The sequence below is a fragment of the Bradyrhizobium sp. Leo114 genome, assembly GCF_055229415.2.
On record NZ_JBUYEN020000035.1, the window covers coordinates 41335 to 58529 of the forward strand.

Sequence of the window (17195 nt, forward strand, 5' to 3'; positions counted from 1 at the left end):
ACATGCTCCGTCGCGTCATCCCTCACGCCGGCACTGGCGCCGCCTCGGCCTTGACCTTGGCAAACGGCCTGAACGTCAGCGCGATCAGGAACGCGCCAAGTCCAACCGCCCAGGAGCCGATGTAGAGCCAAGCGTAACTGGCGAAGGTGTCGTAGATCAGACCTCCCGCCACCGGCCCTGTCGCCATGCCCAGGCTGCCTGCCATGGCGGTTCCGCCGATCACGGTGCCCATCATCCGCAACGGAAAATTCTCCCGCGCAAGCACGGCATAGAGCGGCATGGTGCCGGCATAGATGAAGCCGAACACCGCCGCAACGGCGTAGAACGCGGAGAGCTCCCGCACGAAGGCATAGGCGAGCGCGCCGAAGGCCTGCGCGAACAGGCCCGAAACCAGCACGCGCTTGGCGCCAAAGCGGTCGCCGAGCAGGCCGAACGCGATACGGCCGCCCATCCCCGCCAGACCCTCGACGCTATAGATCGTGACTGCGGCGATCATCGGTATGCCGCAGCTTATCGCATAGCTCACGGTATGGATGATTGGCCCCGAATGGGTCGCGCAACAGAAGAAATTGGTCGCAAGCAGCACGATGAACTGCGGCGAGCGCAGCGCTTGCGCCAGCGACATCGCCGGTTGCGGCTCGCCTTCGCCGGCGGCAGGGCCGTGTTCGCGTTCGAGCGCCGGCGGGCGGCGCACCAACAGCGATACGGGAATCATGATGCAGGCGACAGTAACGGCAAGGATCTGAAGCGAGGTTCTCCAGTCATGGATCGAGACGAGCCAGGCCGCGAGCGGCGACATGGTCATGGGCGCCATCCCCATGCCTGCCGAAACCAGCGACACGGCAAGGCTGCGATGGGTATCGAACCAGCCGGTGACGCAGGCCATCATCGGCGCGAAGATCGCGGCGGCCGCGCCGCCCACCATCAGGCCGAAGATGAATTGAAACGCGACCAGCGATGAGGCAAGGCTGGCCAGCCCAAGGCTTGCCGCAAGCACGATCGAGCCGGTCAGCACCACCGGCAGCGGCCCGAGGCGGTCGGACAAGGTCCCCCAGATCATGCTGGTGAACGCCATCGCGATGAAGCCGATGGTCATGGCGCTGGACACGCCGGTGACCGACCAGCCGGTGTCCCGCGTAATCGGCAGGAGAAAAACCGGCAGCGAGAACATCCCGCCGATGGCAACGCAGCCCAGAAGCCCGCCGGCTCCGACAATCACCCAGCGATAGTGAGCATCCTTCATTCCGTGTCTCCACTGCAGCTATCCCTGGCTCCAAGACGAACGCGAGGCGCCAAAGACGACATGCAGGGGCTCACTTTTTTGCGAGGTCGCAGAAGGCGCTCAGAAAGAACCTGGCGCCGTCTTCAGTGGACATGATCGATCTCCGTTCGGCGCGAGCCTTTGCGGGCAGTCAGACGCGCGTGAAAGTCGGCGCTCAGCACCGCCAGGGTAACTTCGCCGAGACGCGCGAGCAGGAGCGCCTCCGCATCGTGAAACGCCTTGTCGAGCGCTGCATTGACGGCCTGTTCGACCAGGCAATCCGGCGCGTCGGTCCGATTGCCTATCGCAAGCAATGACGGGCAGCCCAGCGCATCATAGACATCGCGCAACGTCACCTCTTCGAGATCGCGCGCGAGCATCCATCCGCCGCCATGGCCCTTTTCGGATCGGACGTAGCCGCAGTCGCGCAGGCCGGCCATGATCCGCCGGATCACCACCGGGTTGGTGCACATCGCTTTCGCCAGCACCTCAGATGTCACCGGCCCGCCGTGCTCGGCCATGTGCAGCAGCACGTGAAGCACCCCAGATAGTCGGCTATCTCGTCTCATGTAACTTCAAATAGTTCGTGATGATTCATTGGTCAACCACCGCCTCGCCTACCTCGGCTTGACCAGCGGCAGGAACACGGTGTCGACCCAGGCTTTTCGCAAGGCCGGCGGCGGCGCCGAAAAGTTCATGATGACGTGGTACCGAAACAGGTCGCTGAGCAGAGAAGCCACCGGAGGCGTCAGCTTTGCCGCATCGATCTCGCCGCGCTTCACGGCGCGTTCCAGAATCGCCGAGAAAGGTCGTGCTCCACCTTCGATGAGAGCGGCGTGCAGATCCTTCGGTGTCGACCAGTTCTCCGAGAAATAATTGCTCGAAAACAGGGTGAAGGCCGCCGCCGTTCCGGCGGCGCGATCAGCCGCACGCTTCAGAAACTCCAGCAGCTCCGTCCGGACATCGCCTCGATCCGGCACCTCCAGCGGGTGCTTCGCCATTTGCTGCCGAATGGCCGCGACGGCAAGCGGCGCCTTCCCGTCCCATCGGCGCGCAAGCACGGGACGGCTCGTCCCCGCCCTTTCCGCGACCGCCTCCATCGTCAACCCGGCATAACCGCGCTCGGCCAGTTCGAGCCACGCGGCCTCCAGGATTGCCTCTTCCAACTCCGCGCCGCGCCGCCGCTCGCCCATAACTATGCTCACTCCAAATAAGATGCATTAATGTATCTTGACTCCGCATCACGGTTCCGACTAGATGCGTCAATGCATCTTATGCCCGGAGCCACGCTGTGACAAGAACGCCCCATTCGTGGCTTCGAACTATATCTCTGCCATTCGCTCTGACGGTTGCCGGATGCGCTTCCATGCCTCAGAAAACGGCGGGCACGCTGGCAACCTACAACAATCTGGGAGAGCAGAAGGGCATGCTCTCGAAGTCGAGAAATTACGTCGACGCCAACGCATTGGCGTCGGTGAAAACCGTACGCATCGTTCCGACGACGTTTGCCCATGGCGCGTTGGCGCAGGTGAAGGCGGCGCAGGATCGCGCGCTGGTCGCAAACGCACTTGATCGCGAGGTTTGTGTCGCTTTGAGCGACAAGTTTCAAATCGTCTCGCTACGTGAACATGCCGACCTGACCGTTCGAACTGTCGTCACCGACGTGCTGCCGACCGACAAGGCCGCGGCCGGCGTGTCGACAGCGGTGACCTTGGGCACCGGCGCAGCCTTGCCGGTCAGCGTTCCGCGTCTTCCCATTGGCCTGGGCGGCCTTGCCGTCGAGGCCGAAGCCGTCGACCGGAGCGGCGTGCAGCGCGCTGCGATGGTATGGGCCCGCGGTGCGAATTCGATCATGGACAACCCTCGCGTTTCCGAAGTCGGCGACGCCTATGGCTTGGCAACCAAGTTCGGCAACGAGTTCTCGCGGATGCTCGCCACCGGCAAGGAGCCGGGGGCCCTGGATATCTCGCTGCCCTCCGGTCAGCGCGTGCAGTCGTGGCTGGGCGGCGAACCGAAATATGCGACGTGCGACAATTTTGGCCGCGCGCCCGGTCTGGCGGGACTTCTCGCCGGCAAGATCGGCGCCCCGCCGGAGTGGACCGACAAGACTCCGCAAGTCGCCCGCGACTCCGGAAGGCCGTAGGATGGGTAGAACGGAGCGAAGCCCATCGCGGTGGAGCAAGTCGCGCGAATGATGGGTTTCGCTCCGCTCTACCCATCCTACGATGTCGTCCCTGCGGTCACTCTCCGCCTCCGCTCTTCGAGCTGCGGCGCAATCCGCCCTTCGCTCGCTCATTGCAAATCAGCCATCTCGTATAGCGGCCGGATTTCGATCTCGCTCGGTCCGGGCATGGGATTGGGGCAACGCTTTACCCAGGCGACCGCCTCGTCCATGTCCTTGACTTCCCAGAGCCAGAAGCCGGCTACCAGCTCGCGGGTTGCGGCGAAAGGCCCGTCGACGACCGTCCGGCTGGGACCATCGAACGCAACCCGCTTACCCTGCGAGGACGGTTTGAGGCCGTCGGCGGCGAGCATGATGCCGGCCTTACGCAGCTCATCATTGAATCTGCCCATCGCCTCGAGCATCTCAGTCGCCTCGGGCGTGCGGACAAAGCCCTTTTCGCTGTCTTCGGTAGCCTTCACGAGCACCATCACACGCATCGCCTGTCTCCTTGTTGTTCGAGCCGGCCTCATCGGCTTGGCATCAGAACGACGAACGGGATCTTCGTAGGCCGACATCGTCTCGCGATTTTTTTGACGGTTGAAAGAGGATACGAGTTCGCATTCTCGCGGCGCGTTGCGTCCGAGCTTTGCGTCACTTTCCACCCTCCTCGATAGCAGAGGGCGCAGGGAAAGCCGGGTGCCGGCTGCACCCGTGGGTCCCGTGCAACAGAAAGCACGGGGGTAGGACCACAGGTTCAACCGAAGCATTCCGGCTTTCCCTGCGCGATGGTTTACGGCTTACTTCGTGCTCTCCCCGGTGACCGGGCTCTTTTGCCACCGTCGCTCTGCGGATACTTGATCCACAGAACTTAGCGCCAGCGTCGGGGCGCCAGGACCACACGACTTCGCCGTCCGCTGATGTCACGCTCGTCAGTCGCGACACCCGCGTCCACCGCATCCCACCGCAACGTTCATGACGATCGCGAGCCGCCCCTCATCCGCCGTGAGACGCGCGGAGTTAAATCACTGATTTGCCCGACGGCGAAAGCGGAATATTTTTCGCTGATAGTCTGGACAGACTTCTGGCTGATTTGCCCGTCGGGTTGTTATGTCGCACCTAACGCGGCCGCATCGTCATTGCGAGCTCGTCCTTCGGACCTTCGGGATGCCGGCGGTCGTTGTGAAGCGAATGGCGAATTACGCTTTCTGCTTTCGCTCTTTGAGCTGCGCCGGAAAGCCAATCCGCTCTTCGCTCGCTATCGTCCGCCTCTCAAGTAGACGCGGTAAGCGGCTGGATCCGCCTCGAACTCCATTTTGCCTCGCGCTCGGGATTTACGAACGCGATCGCGATGGCGCCACCTACCAGCATAATGACCCCGCACATGAAGAAACCGGTGTTGAACCCGTCGAGCGGTGTCGTGGCGCTCTCGATGACACTGCCCATGATATAGGGTGCGAGCAGGCCGGCTGAGCTCGCGACTGCGGCGCCTATCGCGAGCAGCGCGCCGCGCTGCGCCGCCGGAGTGATTTCACCGACGACGGCATTGCCGATGACATAGATCGCCGAAGGCAGCGCCACCGCGAGCGTTGTCAGTGCAATTTTAACGGGGATGCCCGGAACGTACGGCAGCATCACCAGCGCAGCGCCGCCAAGCACGACGCCCAACCCGCCGAGGATGCCGCGCGCCACTCTGCTCGATACGCCGCGTGACAGCAGGCGTTGCGAGTACCAGCCGGTCCCAAGCATCGCGACCGCGCTGCCGCCGGCAGGCAGCGCTCCCAGGAATCCGATCGAGCTTTGCGCAAGGCCAAGACCCTTCACCAGGTACGCGCCTTGCCACGAGAGCGCCAGCGACAGGGCCCAGTTGGCCCCGAACGACGCCGCCCAGCACGCCAAGATCGTTGGGCTCAGCAGGAACTGCACGTAGCCGACCCGCAGGGACGATTGCGCTGCATCCTTTGCGCTCCCGGTGTCCAACGCCCCTTCGCGGCCGAAGACAAACCACAATGCGCACCAAACGAGGCCGACCAGGCCGAGTGAGCCGAAGGCCCAATGCCAGGTCCAACGAACAATGATCCAGTTAAGCAGCGGCAGTGCCACCAGGACGCCGATCGCCCCGCCTTGCACAATGACGGCAGTCGGAAGTGTACGCAGTTCGTTGGGAAACCATTTGTAGGCGGAATGCAGCGCCACCGGTGTCGCGGGACCTTCGCCGATCCCGAGCGCGATGCGACAGGCCACCAGCGTTTCGAACCCGACCGCGCCGATCATCGAAAACTGGGTCAGCGCCCAGATGAAGCCCATCGCCAGCAGCACCCAGCGCGTCTGCACCCGGTTGACCAGAAAGCCGGTCGCGACCGACGAGACCGCGAACAGCAAGAAGAAACTGGAACCGACCAACCCGAACTGGCGCGGGCCGAGTTGCAGCTCCTGCATGATTGGTACCGCGGCGATCCCGATCACCGCTTTGTCGGCAAAATTGATCACCATGAACATGAAGAGCAGCACCACCACGATCCAGGCGCGGTTGCGCTCGCTAGCGCGCATTGGACCAGCCGGAGAGAGTGCGAGCCGGCTGGGCCTGCGGACGTGCCAGCAAATAGAATGCGGCGACGTGCGTGATCATCAGCGCAGGCACGTAGATGATCGGGATCGCGTAAGTGGCGCCCAACTCCCCCGCCAGCGCGGCAAGGCCAACCTCGATGCCGTGGTAGTAGTCGACAATGATGTCGGCCGCACCGACGAGATTGAAGGCGACGACGAACAGCCAAAAGAGCGGACGTATGTTGACCGTGACAAGCGCCATGATTGCCAGCACCCCGGTTGCGAAGTCACCGTAGGCAGCGAAGCTGGCGAAGCCAGCCGGCAGATTGGGGCCGACGACGCCAGGAACGATGAAGACGAGCCCGAAGAAGCGGAAGCTGTGCAACGTAGCGATGGCCCGCTGCGCCTCGACCTGGTCCATTGCCTTCAGCCTCGGCCACACATACGCGCCGAAGCAAAGCAGCCACGGGACATAACCCATAACAAGATGTATCTGGAAAACGGTTGCCGTAGACATTTGGCCTCCTATCGGGTGTTGACCGGTGCAGCCTCGAACACTGCGCTCAGGATGCCGACCCGGCCCTCCATGAGACTTTGTCCCAGGTTGGCTGCAAGCTGCGCGAAGTTCGGCCCCATCACCACGCCGAGATTTGGCGAAGGCGGCGGGCCCGACGCACGCAACTCAGCGATCCAGGCTTTGGCGGCCTCGGTGTCATCGTGCCATTCCAGTGTGTGGAAACCGGCCGGCTCGATCGCCTCGCGCGTCGCGGCGGCGGTCAGAAGAAAGCTTGTGGCCGGCGTTCGTGCCCAAGGAACGGGATAGTGCGGCTCGCCGCCGTTCAGCACGACATCGTAGATTGCAAACCTGCCGTCCGACTTCACTACGCGCCGGATCTCGCGATAGAGCCGCGTCCGGTCGGAAATGTTCATTGCCACATGCTGCAGCAACACGACGTCGAAACGGCCGTCCTCGAACGGAAGGTCCAGCGCGCTGGCGGCCTCAAACGACACCTGACCGCTCTGCCCCGTTCGCTCGGTCAGATAGCGCGCGGCATCCACGAATGGCTCGCTGAGGTCGACGCCCGTCACCCGGCAGCCATAGGTCGCAGCCAAAAAGCGCGCCGGCCCGCCGACGCCCGAACCGACGTCAAGAACCGACATGTCGGCGCTCATTCCAGCCAACTTGGCAAGCTCGGCGGTCGCGGCGAGTCCGCGGGTGTGAAACTGGTCAAGCGCGGCTAGCTGCTGCGGCATGAGCCGCTGTTTCTCCGGCCCGAAGGCCGTGAGCGCCGTCTTCAGCCGCTCGGTCAAGCCGGTCGCGCGATAGTGATCGCGCACGCCGTCCAGGATATCGGTCATCGCAAGGCTCCCCTAAAGCATCAGGTTCGCACCGGATAAGTAAGACCGCTTCCGGCGCGCGACTATCCGCGATAATGTCGATGAGCCATGAAGCAGAACTTCACAGTCAGGCACGGCGCGCTCGACGGCGTGGAGGCGTTCCTGAGCGTTGCGCAGCACCGCAACTTCCGTAAAGCGGCCGCGGAACTCGGGGTAACTCCATCGGCGATCAGCCAAGCCGTACAAGCGTTGGAGGCGCGAGTCGGTGCGGCGCTCTTCGTCCGCACCACGCGCAGCGTCGGTCTGACAGAAGCCGGCGAGCGATTCATTTCGCGCGCGAAGCCCGCCTTCGCGGAGCTCGTTGCCGCAAGCGAGGTCGCACGTGAGCTGGGGCAGCGCCCGGCCGGACTATTGCGCCTCTCAGTGCCGCGCGCGGTGGTGCCGATTTTGCTGGAGCGGCTGATCGCATCCTTCTGCCGGACCTATCCCGAAGTCGAAGTGGAAATCGTCGCAAGCGGGGAGCTGGTCGACCTTGCGGCCGAAGGATTTGATGCAGGCATCCGGCTGGGCCAGTTCATCGCCGCCGACATGGTCGCGGTACGGCTGACGCCGCCGTTCCCGCTCGTGGTCGTTGGCAGCCCCGAATATCTGCAGCGACGAAAACGGCCGGAGCGCATCGACGATCTGCGAGACCACGCCTGCCTGCGCATGCGCCGTACAAACGGGTCGATTGCGCCCTGGCCCTTTGTTGACGGCAACAGGACGGTGGAGGCGATCGTCTCGGGGCCGCTGATTGCGCACGACTACCCCACACTCCTTGGAGCGGCGATAAAAGGTTTGGGACTCGCGCAACTGCCCGGTCCGCTTGCCAAAGCGCCGATAGCTGAAGGCCAATTGCAAGCACTACTGACGCCCTTCTCCGTCACCGCACCGGGGGTCTTTCTGTACTATCCAGGGAAACGTCAGGTCCTGCCCAAACTGCGTGCCTTCATCGAGCACGTGAAGAACGAGAGCGCTGATGCGTCGCGCGTCGGTACAATTGCCAGGAAGGTTCGCAAGATTCGCGGCGCAAACACTACTTGACTTGAGGGCAACAATGCGCAGGCGGTCAAGATAGACCGCGATTATAAGCATCAACCGGATTACCCACCATAGTTGGTGCGAGGAGTGGCTGATTACGCTTTCCGCCTCAGCTCTTCGAGCTGAGGCGGAAAACTAATCCGCCCGACGCTCGCTGGAGACGATACCGTCCCACCCAGCCATGGCAATCTCGGCTACAGCCTGGAGTTCGGCTCTGTCGGCGCCGTCACGGGCTCGGATCGCCATCCCGCTCTGCACAGTTTGCAGAAACCTCGCGAGCTTGGCGACATCGAGAGATTTTGGCAGCTCCCCTTCTGCGACGCCCTTTTCCAAACGGGCCATGAGCACATCAAACGCGCCGCCCCGTGCCGTGCGCATCAGGTCGCCCAGTTCGGTGTGGCCATCGCTTCCAACCGTCGCCAGCGTGACCATGCATCCGTGGGGCAGGTCGCAATCCGATCCCGTCATTGCAGCCGCGGAGTCGCGCAGGTACGCCAGCGCCGCGTCGCGCGCCGTGGCGGCCTTGCGAAACCGCCCCAGGACCAAGTGCTCATAGGTCGCGGAGTAGAACCGGAGCGCTTCGGCATACAGCTCATCCTTCGAGCCGAAGGCTGCATAGAGACTGGTCGAACCGACGCCCATCGCCTCCGTCAGGTCTGCAACCGAGGTCGCCTCGTAGCCCTTGATCCAGAACAGCTTCATTGCCTGCGCCAGAGCGGCTTCGCGGTCAAACGCGCGCGGCCGACCACGTCCACGGCGCGCGCATTCCGATGAGCTCTGATCCTTTTTTTGCATCGATCACTACATAAACATGTTGACGCCCCTGCGCAACGATTCTAGGAAGTATGAATTATGCAATGATCACTACATAAAAGGACGAACGATGATCAATTTGGCCGGAAAACGGGCGCTTGTGACCGGTGGCTCTCGGGGGATCGGGGCGGCCATCGCGCTCGCGCTCGCTGAACACGGTGCGGACGTCGCGCTGACCTTTCGGCACGCTTCCGAGCGTGCCCAAGCGGTGGTGACGTCGATCGAGCGGCATGGCCGCCGTGCCGTGGCCATCCAGGCCGACAGCGCCGATCCGATGGCCATCAGGCGGTCCGTCGATGAGGCCGTCGGAGCGTTGGGGGGGCTGGACATTCTCGTCAACAACGCCGCCATCGCGCTCTACGATACGATCGCCGACTTCAAGGTGGACGACATCGACGCGCTTCTCGCAGTCAACGTCCGCGGTCCCGTACTCGTCACGCAAGCGGCCCTCCCCCACCTTGGCGCAGGCGGCCGCGTGATCACCATCGGTTCCGCCGGCGCGGAGCGCATCGTCGGGGCGACCGGTACGGTCTATTTCATGACCAAGTCCGCGCTGCAGTCCTTCACCCGCGGTCTGGCGCACGAGCTTGGGCCACGCGACATCACGGCTAATCTGGTCCAGCCGGGCTCAACCGACACCGACATGAATCCCGCGGACGGTGAGTTCTCGGACTTCCAGCGCAACCTCATCCCGTTGGGCCGATATGGCGCGCCTGCGGATATCGCCGCCACCGTCGCCTTCCTCGCAAGTCCCGCCGCCCGCCAGATCACCGGGACCATCGTGAACGTCGATGGTGGGATGTTGGCCTGAAGGCCCGCAAACTGATTGCAACAAAGGCGCAGACTAGAGCGGGATGACGATTCGAAGAAAAGTCATCAGGCTCTAGCTCTTTGTTTGAGCATGATCGTCCTGCGCAAACGCTTCGCGTTTGTCGCGAGGGAAAACCGGTGTCCACTTTTCACCTGTTAGGCGTCGGGTTGTTGTGTCGCACCCGCTGCGCCCACCTCCTCATTGCTCGCGCAGCATCGCAGCAGGCGCGCCACGTAAGGGACGGCGGAAGATCTCAGCGCAGGCTACACCGGCGAGAGCAGCGCCGCCGCCGATCACGTGATAAGCATGCACCGGCTCTCCAAGCAGAACGATGGCTCCGAGCGCGGTGAGGACCGGCAGCAGATTCATGAAGACCGCGCAGCGGTTCGGCCCAAGGATGTGAACGCCGCGGACCCACAAGAACGGAAGAACGACTGAAGCCAGTCCACCTGCATACGCGATCAGCGGCAGCGTGTCGGCGTTCAGCGATCGCATCGGCGCGGGCGTCGCCAGGAAGGCCGGGAACATGATCGCCAAGGCGCAAAGCGCCTGCGTGTAGGTCGATTGCCACCCGGCGACCGGAAGGCTCCAACGCTTCAACAGCACGCCGTAGAGCGCATAGACCAGCGCCGCCAGAAACATAAGGGGGTCGCCGAGGTGGACGCCGCTCTGCGCGAGCGATGCCGGATCGCCCGCACTGACCAGATAGACGAGCCCGAGAAGCGACAGGATTCCGCCGCCGACCATCCCGATGGTCGGCGCGTCCTTCAGCAGAAGCGCACTCAATGCCACGGTGAGCAGCGGCGTCAGCGCGGTGAACACGGCCATGTTGGTTGCCGTGGTGCTTTCCGCCGCGAGGTAGGACAGGCTTTGGAACAGGCACATGGCCAGAAAGCCAAGAATGGCGAATTGACCAAGATGAGGCCAGATCACCGCGCGATCTCGCCACGCTCCCCCTGCAACGAACGTGCTCATCAAAAGCACCGCAAGCAACAGACGATAGAATGTGATCGCCTCCGGGCCGATCGTGTGGGCAGACATCCTGGAAACGATCACGTTTCCGGACCAGAGGACGATGGCGGAGAAGGGATACAGAAAGGCGAACTTGTTCTTCATGGCCGATGACGCGCTCATTGTTGAAGCCCGCGCTTACGACCTTTCACCACTGTCCGTATCGCTCTAGAGTGAACGTGGCTGTAGAGAATGGGACATGCAGAGCGATCCAACCCGCAAACATCTGGATTTTCACGACACCCGCCGCGCCATGGCTGCGATGGACGTCAACTATCCGGATGGCGCCTCGACGGGATGGCATTCGCATCCCAAGGGGCAACTGCTTTATGCGATCGAAGGTGTGATGATCGTGCGCTCGGCGGAGGGAACGTGGGTCGTTCCGCCGAACCGGGCGCTTTGGCTACCCGCAGGGCTGGAGCATGACGTGAAGATGTCGGGCGCCGTCAAAATCCGCACTGTCTTCATCGATGCGACGGCAATCCGACATATGCCGACGAAGAGCTGCGTGATCGACGTGTTACCGTTGTTGCGCGAACTCATCGTTGCGGCGGTTTGCATTCCGCCAGACTACCAGGACGGCGGCCGGGACGAACGCCTGATGCGCCTGCTCGCCGACGAGGTCACGGTGTCGGACGTGTTGCCACTGCATCTGCCTCTGCCGGGCGATGCCCGCATCAAGTTCATCTGCGAAGCAATGATTGATCAACCATCCGACATCTCGACCGCGGAACAGTGGGCAGCGCGATTGAATGTGACGGCCAAGACCGTACATCGATTGTTCGTCAAAGAAACCGGCATGACATTTGCGCAATGGCGCGAACAGGCGCGGCTTCTTTTTGCCCTCCGCAAGCTGGCAAATGGCGAGCGGGTCATCGATGTCGCATTCGATTGCGGCTATGCCAGCCAGAGCGCATTCACCGCGATGTTCCGGCGGCATTTTGGAAAACCGCCATCCGAGTTCTATTGCTGAACGACGCGCGTCTGCGAGGAACGGCGGATTACGCTTTCCGCCGCGGCGCAAGCGCAAGGCCGGTCTTGTTGATTATGGATCGCACTCCGTCGAGATCGTTTGTGTGGCGCGAAATCAATATTTCCAGAATATCCGTGGCCGCGCGTCAGTCGCGCGATACGGACAGCCCCGCGAGAAGCGGGGCGTACGCGGCGAGCCTGCGGGACACGAACTCAGTGAAGAGCCGCACGCGCTTCGTCTTACGTGTCTCCCCCTGGGTGAGAAGCCAGAGCGTTCCGTACATGTGCAGGTCAGTGCCCGGCACCCTCACCAATAGGGGGTCGGCATCTCCGACGAAGCACGGCAGTTTCGTCATCCCGACCCCTTGCTGTGCTGCAACGATCTGCGCCTCGGCGTCTGGGGTCCTGAACGGAACCCCCGTGGTACGAACCTCTCCCTCGCGGGCCCAGTCCGGGAGTCCATGATTGTTTATGACGATCCACCGGATGGGATCAGACGCGCCCGCACGCCACGCGGCTAGTCGATCGCGAGACATGTAGACGCCGCCGAACAGCTCCGGTCCCATCAGACCGTGAAGATTGAGCGGCAGGGTCTTGCGGTCGGAGACGATGCGGATCGCGACATCGGCCTCTCGGTTGGTCAGATTGGCCGGCTCGCCGGACGACAGGATTTCCATCTCGATGTCCGGATGCATGCGCGCGAAATCGGCGAAGTCCGGCATGAGCAGGTGTGCCGCGAGGAACGGCGGCAGCGTCACCCGCAGAAGCCCGATCGCGCTCTGGTCGCGTCCGAAGACGCGCGTCTCCAGCAAGTGCGACGACGCTTCCATCTGGTGCGCGAGCTCGACGACTTCCTCGCCAGCAGCCGTCAGGCGATAGCCCGAAGGCAGCTTCTCGAACATGTGCGCCCCGAGGTGTTCCTCGAGCTGGGCGATGCGTCGCAGCACGGTCGAGTGGTTCACCCCGAGGCGCTCGGCGGCGGCCCGCACCGAGCCTTCGCGCGCGACGGCCAGAAAGTAGCGAACGTCATCCCAGTCGATCATGGTGCAATCCTGCACCGCGGGGTTTGCCTTCGAAAGTCCGTGCCCAACACCATCGAACATCCTCTCGAACGTGGGGTAGCACGGTCGGGGGATCACTGCCTATGCCGACGAGCACGGCCAATTCCGAACGGCGCGCACCGATCGCGGCTGGCGTCAGTCGTCCAGTCGGAGCGATTTCGCACCACCGATGTGCGCGCTTCCGCACTCAACACCTGACACCGGCAGACCCATTTCGGAGTTCTCGGGGAACCTCCCCGATCAGCCAAAGACGGAGTGTGAAGGAAAGTCATGGGAAAGCTTGAGGGTAAGGTTGCAGTCATCACGGGTGGATCGAGCGGCATGGCGCTGGCGAGTGCCAAGCGGTTCGTTGAAGAAGGCGCCTATGTTTTCATCACGGGCCGGAGGCAGGAGGCGCTCAACGAGGCCGTCAGGCTGATTGGCCGGAACGTGACCAGCGTGCGCGGCGACGCGGCCAATCTCGACGACCTCGACCGCCTGTTCGACACAGTCAAACGGGAAAAGGGCAAGATTGACGTCCTGTACGCGAGCGCCGGCACGGGCGAAGCAGTCCCACTGGGCGAGATTACCGAGGAGCATTTCGACTCGACCTTCGGCCTGAATGTGCGCGGCACGCTGTTTACGGTGCAAAAGGCGTTGCCGCTGTTCAACGATGGCGGATCGATCTTCATGACCGGGTCCGTTGCTTCGATCAAAGGTTTTCCTGGTTACAGCGTGTATGCGGCGAGCAAGGCGGCGCTGCACGCATTCGCGCGCGGATGGCTCAACGAACTGAAGGGCAGGAATATCCGGGTGAACGTGCTGCACCCTGGGCCGATCGCCACACCGATGCAGGACCAAGTTCTCACCGAGGAGGCGAAACGCATGTTCGCATCTCTGATCCCGCGAGGAAAGATGGGTCGTCCTGAGGAAATTGCGGCGGCCGCGCTGTTTCTTGCGTCTGACGATTCCAGCTTCGTGAATGGGCTGGAATTGTCTGTCGACGGCGGCTTCTCGGCCATCTGAAAACTGGGGAAGCGTTATGAGCTACGCAATTATAGGGTTCGGCAAGATAGGCCAGGCCCTCGCCCATGCATTCGCCCGCAAGAACCTCGACGTGACCGTCGCGAGCCGCCGGCCGCCCGAGGCGTTGGCGCCGCAGGCTCGCGCGATTGGCCCCACGGTCGTCGCCAAGTCGCTGCGGGAAGCACTCGAGGCCGACACAATCATCTTGGCGGTCCCGTTCGGGGAGCATCGCGAGGTTGCGAAGGCCCTGCCGAGCTGGAAAGGCAAGACGATCATCGACGCGATGAACGCGTTGCTTCCTCCCGAGGAGCTGGACGGTCTCCCGTCCTCCGCCTTCGTCGCGAAGGCATTCACCGGCGCCAAGCTCGTGAAAGGCTTCAATCACCTGATTGCGGCCACGCTGGCTGCCGATCCGATCGTCGAGGGCGGGCACAGGGTCGTCTTTCTGTCTGGTGACGACGAGGACGCGATCGCTCCCGTGATGGCTTTGGCCAAACAACTCGGCTTCGCACCCGTCAAGCTGGGAAAGCTCAACGAGGGTGGCGCGCTGGTGCACGCACGCGGCCGCGTTTGGGGCCAGCTCATCTTCCAGGATTTATTCAAGAAGGAGCAGTAATCGAAGGCGTATGGAAGCTGTTCGAATCCTACCCCGCCGGCCGGGCTTTGGCGGACTAGTGAATAACATCTAGAAGCTCGCCGGGACATCCCGCTTGGACATTGAGCAACCCTGGGGCGGGTTAACGAAAGCGTAACCCGCCACTCCGGCAGCGCCGCTTGACCAAGGGCGATGGATTACGCCTTCGGCTAATCGACCCTAGGAGCTGCGACGGAAAACTGATCCGCCCTACACTCAACAAAGCCATGAGGGCGGAAGACAATGTTCATCGAGGCCTGATGTGCTTTCGCGTGTGATGTCGCCGGGACAGCGGACGGCGAGGCCCGGACCTGCGAATGGGTGCGGCCGACGATGGCTTTGGGCGGGCCTAGCTAGCGGCCGGCGTGAAAGCCCTTGAGGTTAAGACGTCCCGTAACGCCGTGCGGCCTCGATGGTCAGCACTGCGCCAATCGTCCTCCCCAGAAGTAGCGACGCTATTGTTGGACATAGCGGCGCAGAATTCTGATCTCGGCGTTGAGCGCGATGGAACGCGCTTCTGCGCCCAATCGCGCGAACTCGGCAGCGGACTCCACCCGCGCTTTCATCTCGCCCAGCAACACGGCGTGCACGTCTTCCTGCGTGAGCGCCCGACGCACACCTTCAGCCGATCCGTCGCTGAAGGAATGACGATCGACGGATGGACGCTCCTGACGAAGCGGCGCAGCTTCGGCGTTGTCGAGCGCCGCAACTAGCTCCCGAAGCACAGCAGTCTCGTCTTTGTCGCCCCGCTTCATAGCGGCGCGTAGGTCGCGGCGAAGCTGGGCTTTCATCGCCTCGCCCGCGTTCTCAGTCACAACGTCGTTCATATAACCTATTGCTCCCGATTGCTCCTTTCTATAAGAATTTTTGGGAACATTGTGGAGTCTATTTTCATGTCAAACATGCTTTTGACGGTCGAACAGGCCGCCGAAGAGCTGAAAGTCCATCCCAAAACCGTCCTCCGGTACATCCGCGAAGGTCGCCTCCAAGCCACGCGGATTGGCAAGGCCTATCGTATCGACCGCGCCAAGCTTGACGCTTTCGCCGGTATGGCGAGTGGGCGGACCCGGCCTCCTCGCGATGTCCGCGCGACGGTCATTGTTGAGATTCCGGCCCTAACTACCGAAGCGGCCGAGCGCATGGCGACCTTTCTCGGCGCCGCGGCGCTGGGAGGCGACGCCGAAACCAGACCGCTACATTTCAACACGGCCTTTGATCCGACCAGCGGCGATCTGAAGATCGTGCTCATCGCTGCTCCGTCCGATTCAGCAAGGCTGCTCGAGCTTATCGAACTGCAACTGGGACTTTCGCGATGAGAGATCCTGTCTTTCGCAGCGAAGCCGGTGCAGTGGAGGTCATGCGGGAATACCGCGCCGTGCTCGACCACTGGCCTGTGCCAAAACAGGAGATTGAACTGTCGACTTCGCAAGGCGCGACGTTCGTGCTCGCCTGCGGTCCCGAGACGGCGCCTCCCGTGGTCCTGCTCCACGGCGCCCAGGCGAACAGCGCCGCATGGCGGCCCGACATCGCACTCTGGTCAAGTCGCTTCCGGCTTTATGCGGTCGATATGATCGGCGAGGCGGGACTGAGCGCTCGGGTGAGGCCGCCGCTCATCGGCGACACCTACGCGATCTGGCTCGACGATGTCTTCACCGGGCTTGGACTTGCCCGTGCAGCGCTGGTGGGCACATCACTCGGCGGCTGGCTGGCGCTCGACTATGCCATGCGGCGGCCGTCACGAGCTTCCGCGCTGGCGCTGATCTGCCCCGCAGGCATCGGACGGCAGAAGAACTTTCTCCTCGCTGTCGCACCCTATTTGCTGCTCGGAGCCTGGGGAAAGCGGAAGATTGTTGAAAAGGTGTTCGGACCAGCACCGAAGCATCTACCGATCGATCTTGAGGCGATTTCCCCTCTCATGGAGAGTATCAGCCGGGCTATCAAACCACGCGCTGTCAGGATTCCGCAGCTTAGCAATGCAGCACTGGAGGCGCTCGCAATGCCGCTCCTCGCCATCGTGGGCGGGCGTGACGCGCTTATCGATTCTTATGACACACGCCTTCGGCTCGAGCGGCATGTTCCCAACGCCGAAGTCTATTTCATTGAAGAGGGTTATCACTTCTTGCCAGACCAATCGCAACGAGTGTTCGATTTCCTCGTCCGCAGCCTACAAGGGCACGATCCTCACGATTCCAAGTCATGCCCCGCTTCTGATGAATGACGGCGAGCCGACGCGACCTGCCGTCGGTGATCGGGATGCTCTTCGATTCGGCGCCCTGCGCATCCTCGGTGGCGTCGCACCTATCGCTTTGTACCTCGGGACCGCAAACCGATAGGAGGCATGGAATGGCAACAACATCATCTGACGTTCCCCTGCGGCGGACTATCCGTCGTCAACAGCTACGTGAGATGGTTCCGCTCGCCGACAGCACGATCTACGAGATGGAGCAGCGGGGCGAATTCCCGAGGCGCTTTGCCCTGTCGCCCCGCACCGCGAGCATGCC

19 protein-coding genes and 1 pseudogene are annotated in these 17195 nt (G+C 62.7%); 9 read left to right on the plus strand and 11 right to left on the minus strand.

The features are described from left to right. Positions 1-22 precede the first annotated feature (22 nt). The 3 genes from ACZIRK_RS32660 to ACZIRK_RS32670 all read right to left on the minus strand — a co-directional run bounded on the left by ACZIRK_RS32660 (position 23) and on the right by ACZIRK_RS32670 (position 2466). The gene (locus ACZIRK_RS32660; protein WP_130226790.1) at positions 23-1243 is read right to left on the minus strand and encodes an MFS transporter; all 1221 of its coding nucleotides are present in this window, start codon (positions 1241-1243) and stop codon (positions 23-25) included. A gap of 122 nt (positions 1244-1365) precedes the next feature. Continuing rightward, on the minus strand, positions 1366-1830 hold the full coding sequence (locus tag ACZIRK_RS32665) for an RrF2 family transcriptional regulator (RefSeq protein WP_130226791.1): 465 nt from the start codon (positions 1828-1830) through the stop codon (positions 1366-1368). A 48-nt stretch (positions 1831-1878) separates the two neighbouring features. After that, positions 1879-2466, minus strand: coding sequence for a TetR/AcrR family transcriptional regulator (locus ACZIRK_RS32670; RefSeq protein ID WP_474418845.1), 588 nt, complete (start codon positions 2464-2466; stop codon positions 1879-1881). 161 nt (positions 2467-2627) lie between these two features. On the opposite strand from ACZIRK_RS32670, the gene ACZIRK_RS32675 reads away from it, so the two are divergent. Beyond that, positions 2628-3404 (plus strand): DUF3313 domain-containing protein, encoded by a 777-nt coding sequence (locus ACZIRK_RS32675; RefSeq protein ID WP_474418846.1) that lies wholly within the window; start codon positions 2628-2630, stop codon positions 3402-3404. 149 nt (positions 3405-3553) lie between these two features. Here ACZIRK_RS32675 and ACZIRK_RS32680 read toward each other — a convergent pair whose 3' ends face one another. From ACZIRK_RS32680 to ACZIRK_RS32695, 4 genes are all read right to left on the minus strand, one after another. Beyond that, positions 3554-3922, minus strand: a complete 369-nt coding sequence (locus ACZIRK_RS32680) for a YciI family protein (RefSeq protein WP_130226793.1) — start codon at positions 3920-3922, stop codon at positions 3554-3556. Positions 3923-4694: 772 nt separating this feature from the next. Then, complete coding sequence (locus tag ACZIRK_RS32685; RefSeq protein ID WP_130224789.1) at positions 4695-5972, minus strand: MFS transporter; 1278 nt, start codon at positions 5970-5972, stop codon at positions 4695-4697. Next, a complete protein-coding gene (locus ACZIRK_RS32690) occupies positions 5962-6486 on the minus strand; it encodes a hypothetical protein (protein ID WP_130224787.1) in 525 nt (174 codons plus the stop codon). The genes ACZIRK_RS32685 and ACZIRK_RS32690 overlap by 11 nt, the downstream gene beginning before the upstream one ends. 8 nt (positions 6487-6494) lie before the next feature. Then, positions 6495-7328, minus strand: coding sequence for a class I SAM-dependent methyltransferase (locus ACZIRK_RS32695; protein ID WP_130224785.1), 834 nt, complete (start codon positions 7326-7328; stop codon positions 6495-6497). A gap of 87 nt (positions 7329-7415) precedes the next feature. On the opposite strand from ACZIRK_RS32695, the gene ACZIRK_RS32700 reads away from it, so the two are divergent. Next, positions 7416-8390 carry a LysR family transcriptional regulator gene (locus ACZIRK_RS32700; RefSeq protein WP_130224783.1) on the plus strand — a complete coding sequence of 325 codons (975 nt, stop codon included), beginning with the start codon at positions 7416-7418 and terminating at the stop codon, positions 8388-8390. A 132-nt stretch (positions 8391-8522) separates the two neighbouring features. On the opposite strand, the gene ACZIRK_RS32705 is transcribed toward ACZIRK_RS32700, so the two are convergent. Next, entirely contained in the window at positions 8523-9182 is a 660-nt protein-coding gene (locus ACZIRK_RS32705; RefSeq protein WP_165435113.1) for a TetR/AcrR family transcriptional regulator, read from the minus strand. An 88-nt stretch (positions 9183-9270) separates the two neighbouring features. Here ACZIRK_RS32705 and ACZIRK_RS32710 point away from each other — a divergent pair, with 88 nt between their 5' ends. Then, positions 9271-10011 (plus strand): SDR family NAD(P)-dependent oxidoreductase, encoded by a 741-nt coding sequence (locus tag ACZIRK_RS32710; RefSeq protein ID WP_130224779.1) that lies wholly within the window; start codon positions 9271-9273, stop codon positions 10009-10011. A gap of 198 nt (positions 10012-10209) precedes the next feature. Here ACZIRK_RS32710 and ACZIRK_RS32715 read toward each other — a convergent pair whose 3' ends face one another. Beyond that, positions 10210-11145 carry a DMT family transporter gene (locus ACZIRK_RS32715; protein ID WP_245474601.1) on the minus strand — a complete coding sequence of 312 codons (936 nt, stop codon included), beginning with the start codon at positions 11143-11145 and terminating at the stop codon, positions 10210-10212. Between the two features lie 76 nt (positions 11146-11221). Here ACZIRK_RS32715 and ACZIRK_RS32720 point away from each other — a divergent pair, with 76 nt between their 5' ends. Beyond that, complete coding sequence (locus ACZIRK_RS32720) at positions 11222-11995, plus strand: AraC family transcriptional regulator (RefSeq protein ID WP_130224777.1); 774 nt, start codon at positions 11222-11224, stop codon at positions 11993-11995. Between the two features lie 145 nt (positions 11996-12140). On the opposite strand, the gene ACZIRK_RS32725 is transcribed toward ACZIRK_RS32720, so the two are convergent. Further along, the gene (locus tag ACZIRK_RS32725; protein WP_130224775.1) at positions 12141-13037 is read right to left on the minus strand and encodes a LysR family transcriptional regulator; all 897 of its coding nucleotides are present in this window, start codon (positions 13035-13037) and stop codon (positions 12141-12143) included. 288 nt (positions 13038-13325) lie between these two features. On the opposite strand from ACZIRK_RS32725, the gene ACZIRK_RS32730 reads away from it, so the two are divergent. Together ACZIRK_RS32730 and ACZIRK_RS32735 are read left to right on the plus strand one after the other, a co-directional pair. After that, on the plus strand, positions 13326-14060 hold the full coding sequence (locus tag ACZIRK_RS32730) for an SDR family NAD(P)-dependent oxidoreductase (protein ID WP_130224773.1): 735 nt from the start codon (positions 13326-13328) through the stop codon (positions 14058-14060). A gap of 16 nt (positions 14061-14076) precedes the next feature. After that, positions 14077-14676, plus strand: a complete 600-nt coding sequence (locus ACZIRK_RS32735) for an NADPH-dependent F420 reductase (RefSeq protein WP_130224771.1) — start codon at positions 14077-14079, stop codon at positions 14674-14676. Between the two features lie 473 nt (positions 14677-15149). Here the strand turns inward: ACZIRK_RS32735 and ACZIRK_RS32740 are convergent, their stop codons facing one another. Then, on the minus strand, positions 15150-15521 hold the full coding sequence (locus ACZIRK_RS32740) for a GatB/YqeY domain-containing protein (RefSeq protein ID WP_130224769.1): 372 nt from the start codon (positions 15519-15521) through the stop codon (positions 15150-15152). Between the two features lie 66 nt (positions 15522-15587). On the opposite strand from ACZIRK_RS32740, the gene ACZIRK_RS32745 reads away from it, so the two are divergent. The 3 genes and pseudogenes from ACZIRK_RS32745 to ACZIRK_RS32755 all read left to right on the plus strand — a co-directional run. Then, entirely contained in the window at positions 15588-16010 is a 423-nt protein-coding gene (locus ACZIRK_RS32745) for a helix-turn-helix domain-containing protein (RefSeq protein ID WP_130224767.1), read from the plus strand. Beyond that, positions 16007-16912, plus strand: a complete 906-nt coding sequence (locus ACZIRK_RS32750) for an alpha/beta fold hydrolase (protein WP_130224765.1) — start codon at positions 16007-16009, stop codon at positions 16910-16912. The genes ACZIRK_RS32745 and ACZIRK_RS32750 overlap by 4 nt, the downstream gene beginning before the upstream one ends. Positions 16913-17037: 125 nt before the next feature. Further along, positions 17038-17181, plus strand: a pseudogene (locus ACZIRK_RS32755) (helix-turn-helix transcriptional regulator); the annotation flags it as partial. Positions 17182-17195: the final 14 nt, after the last annotated feature.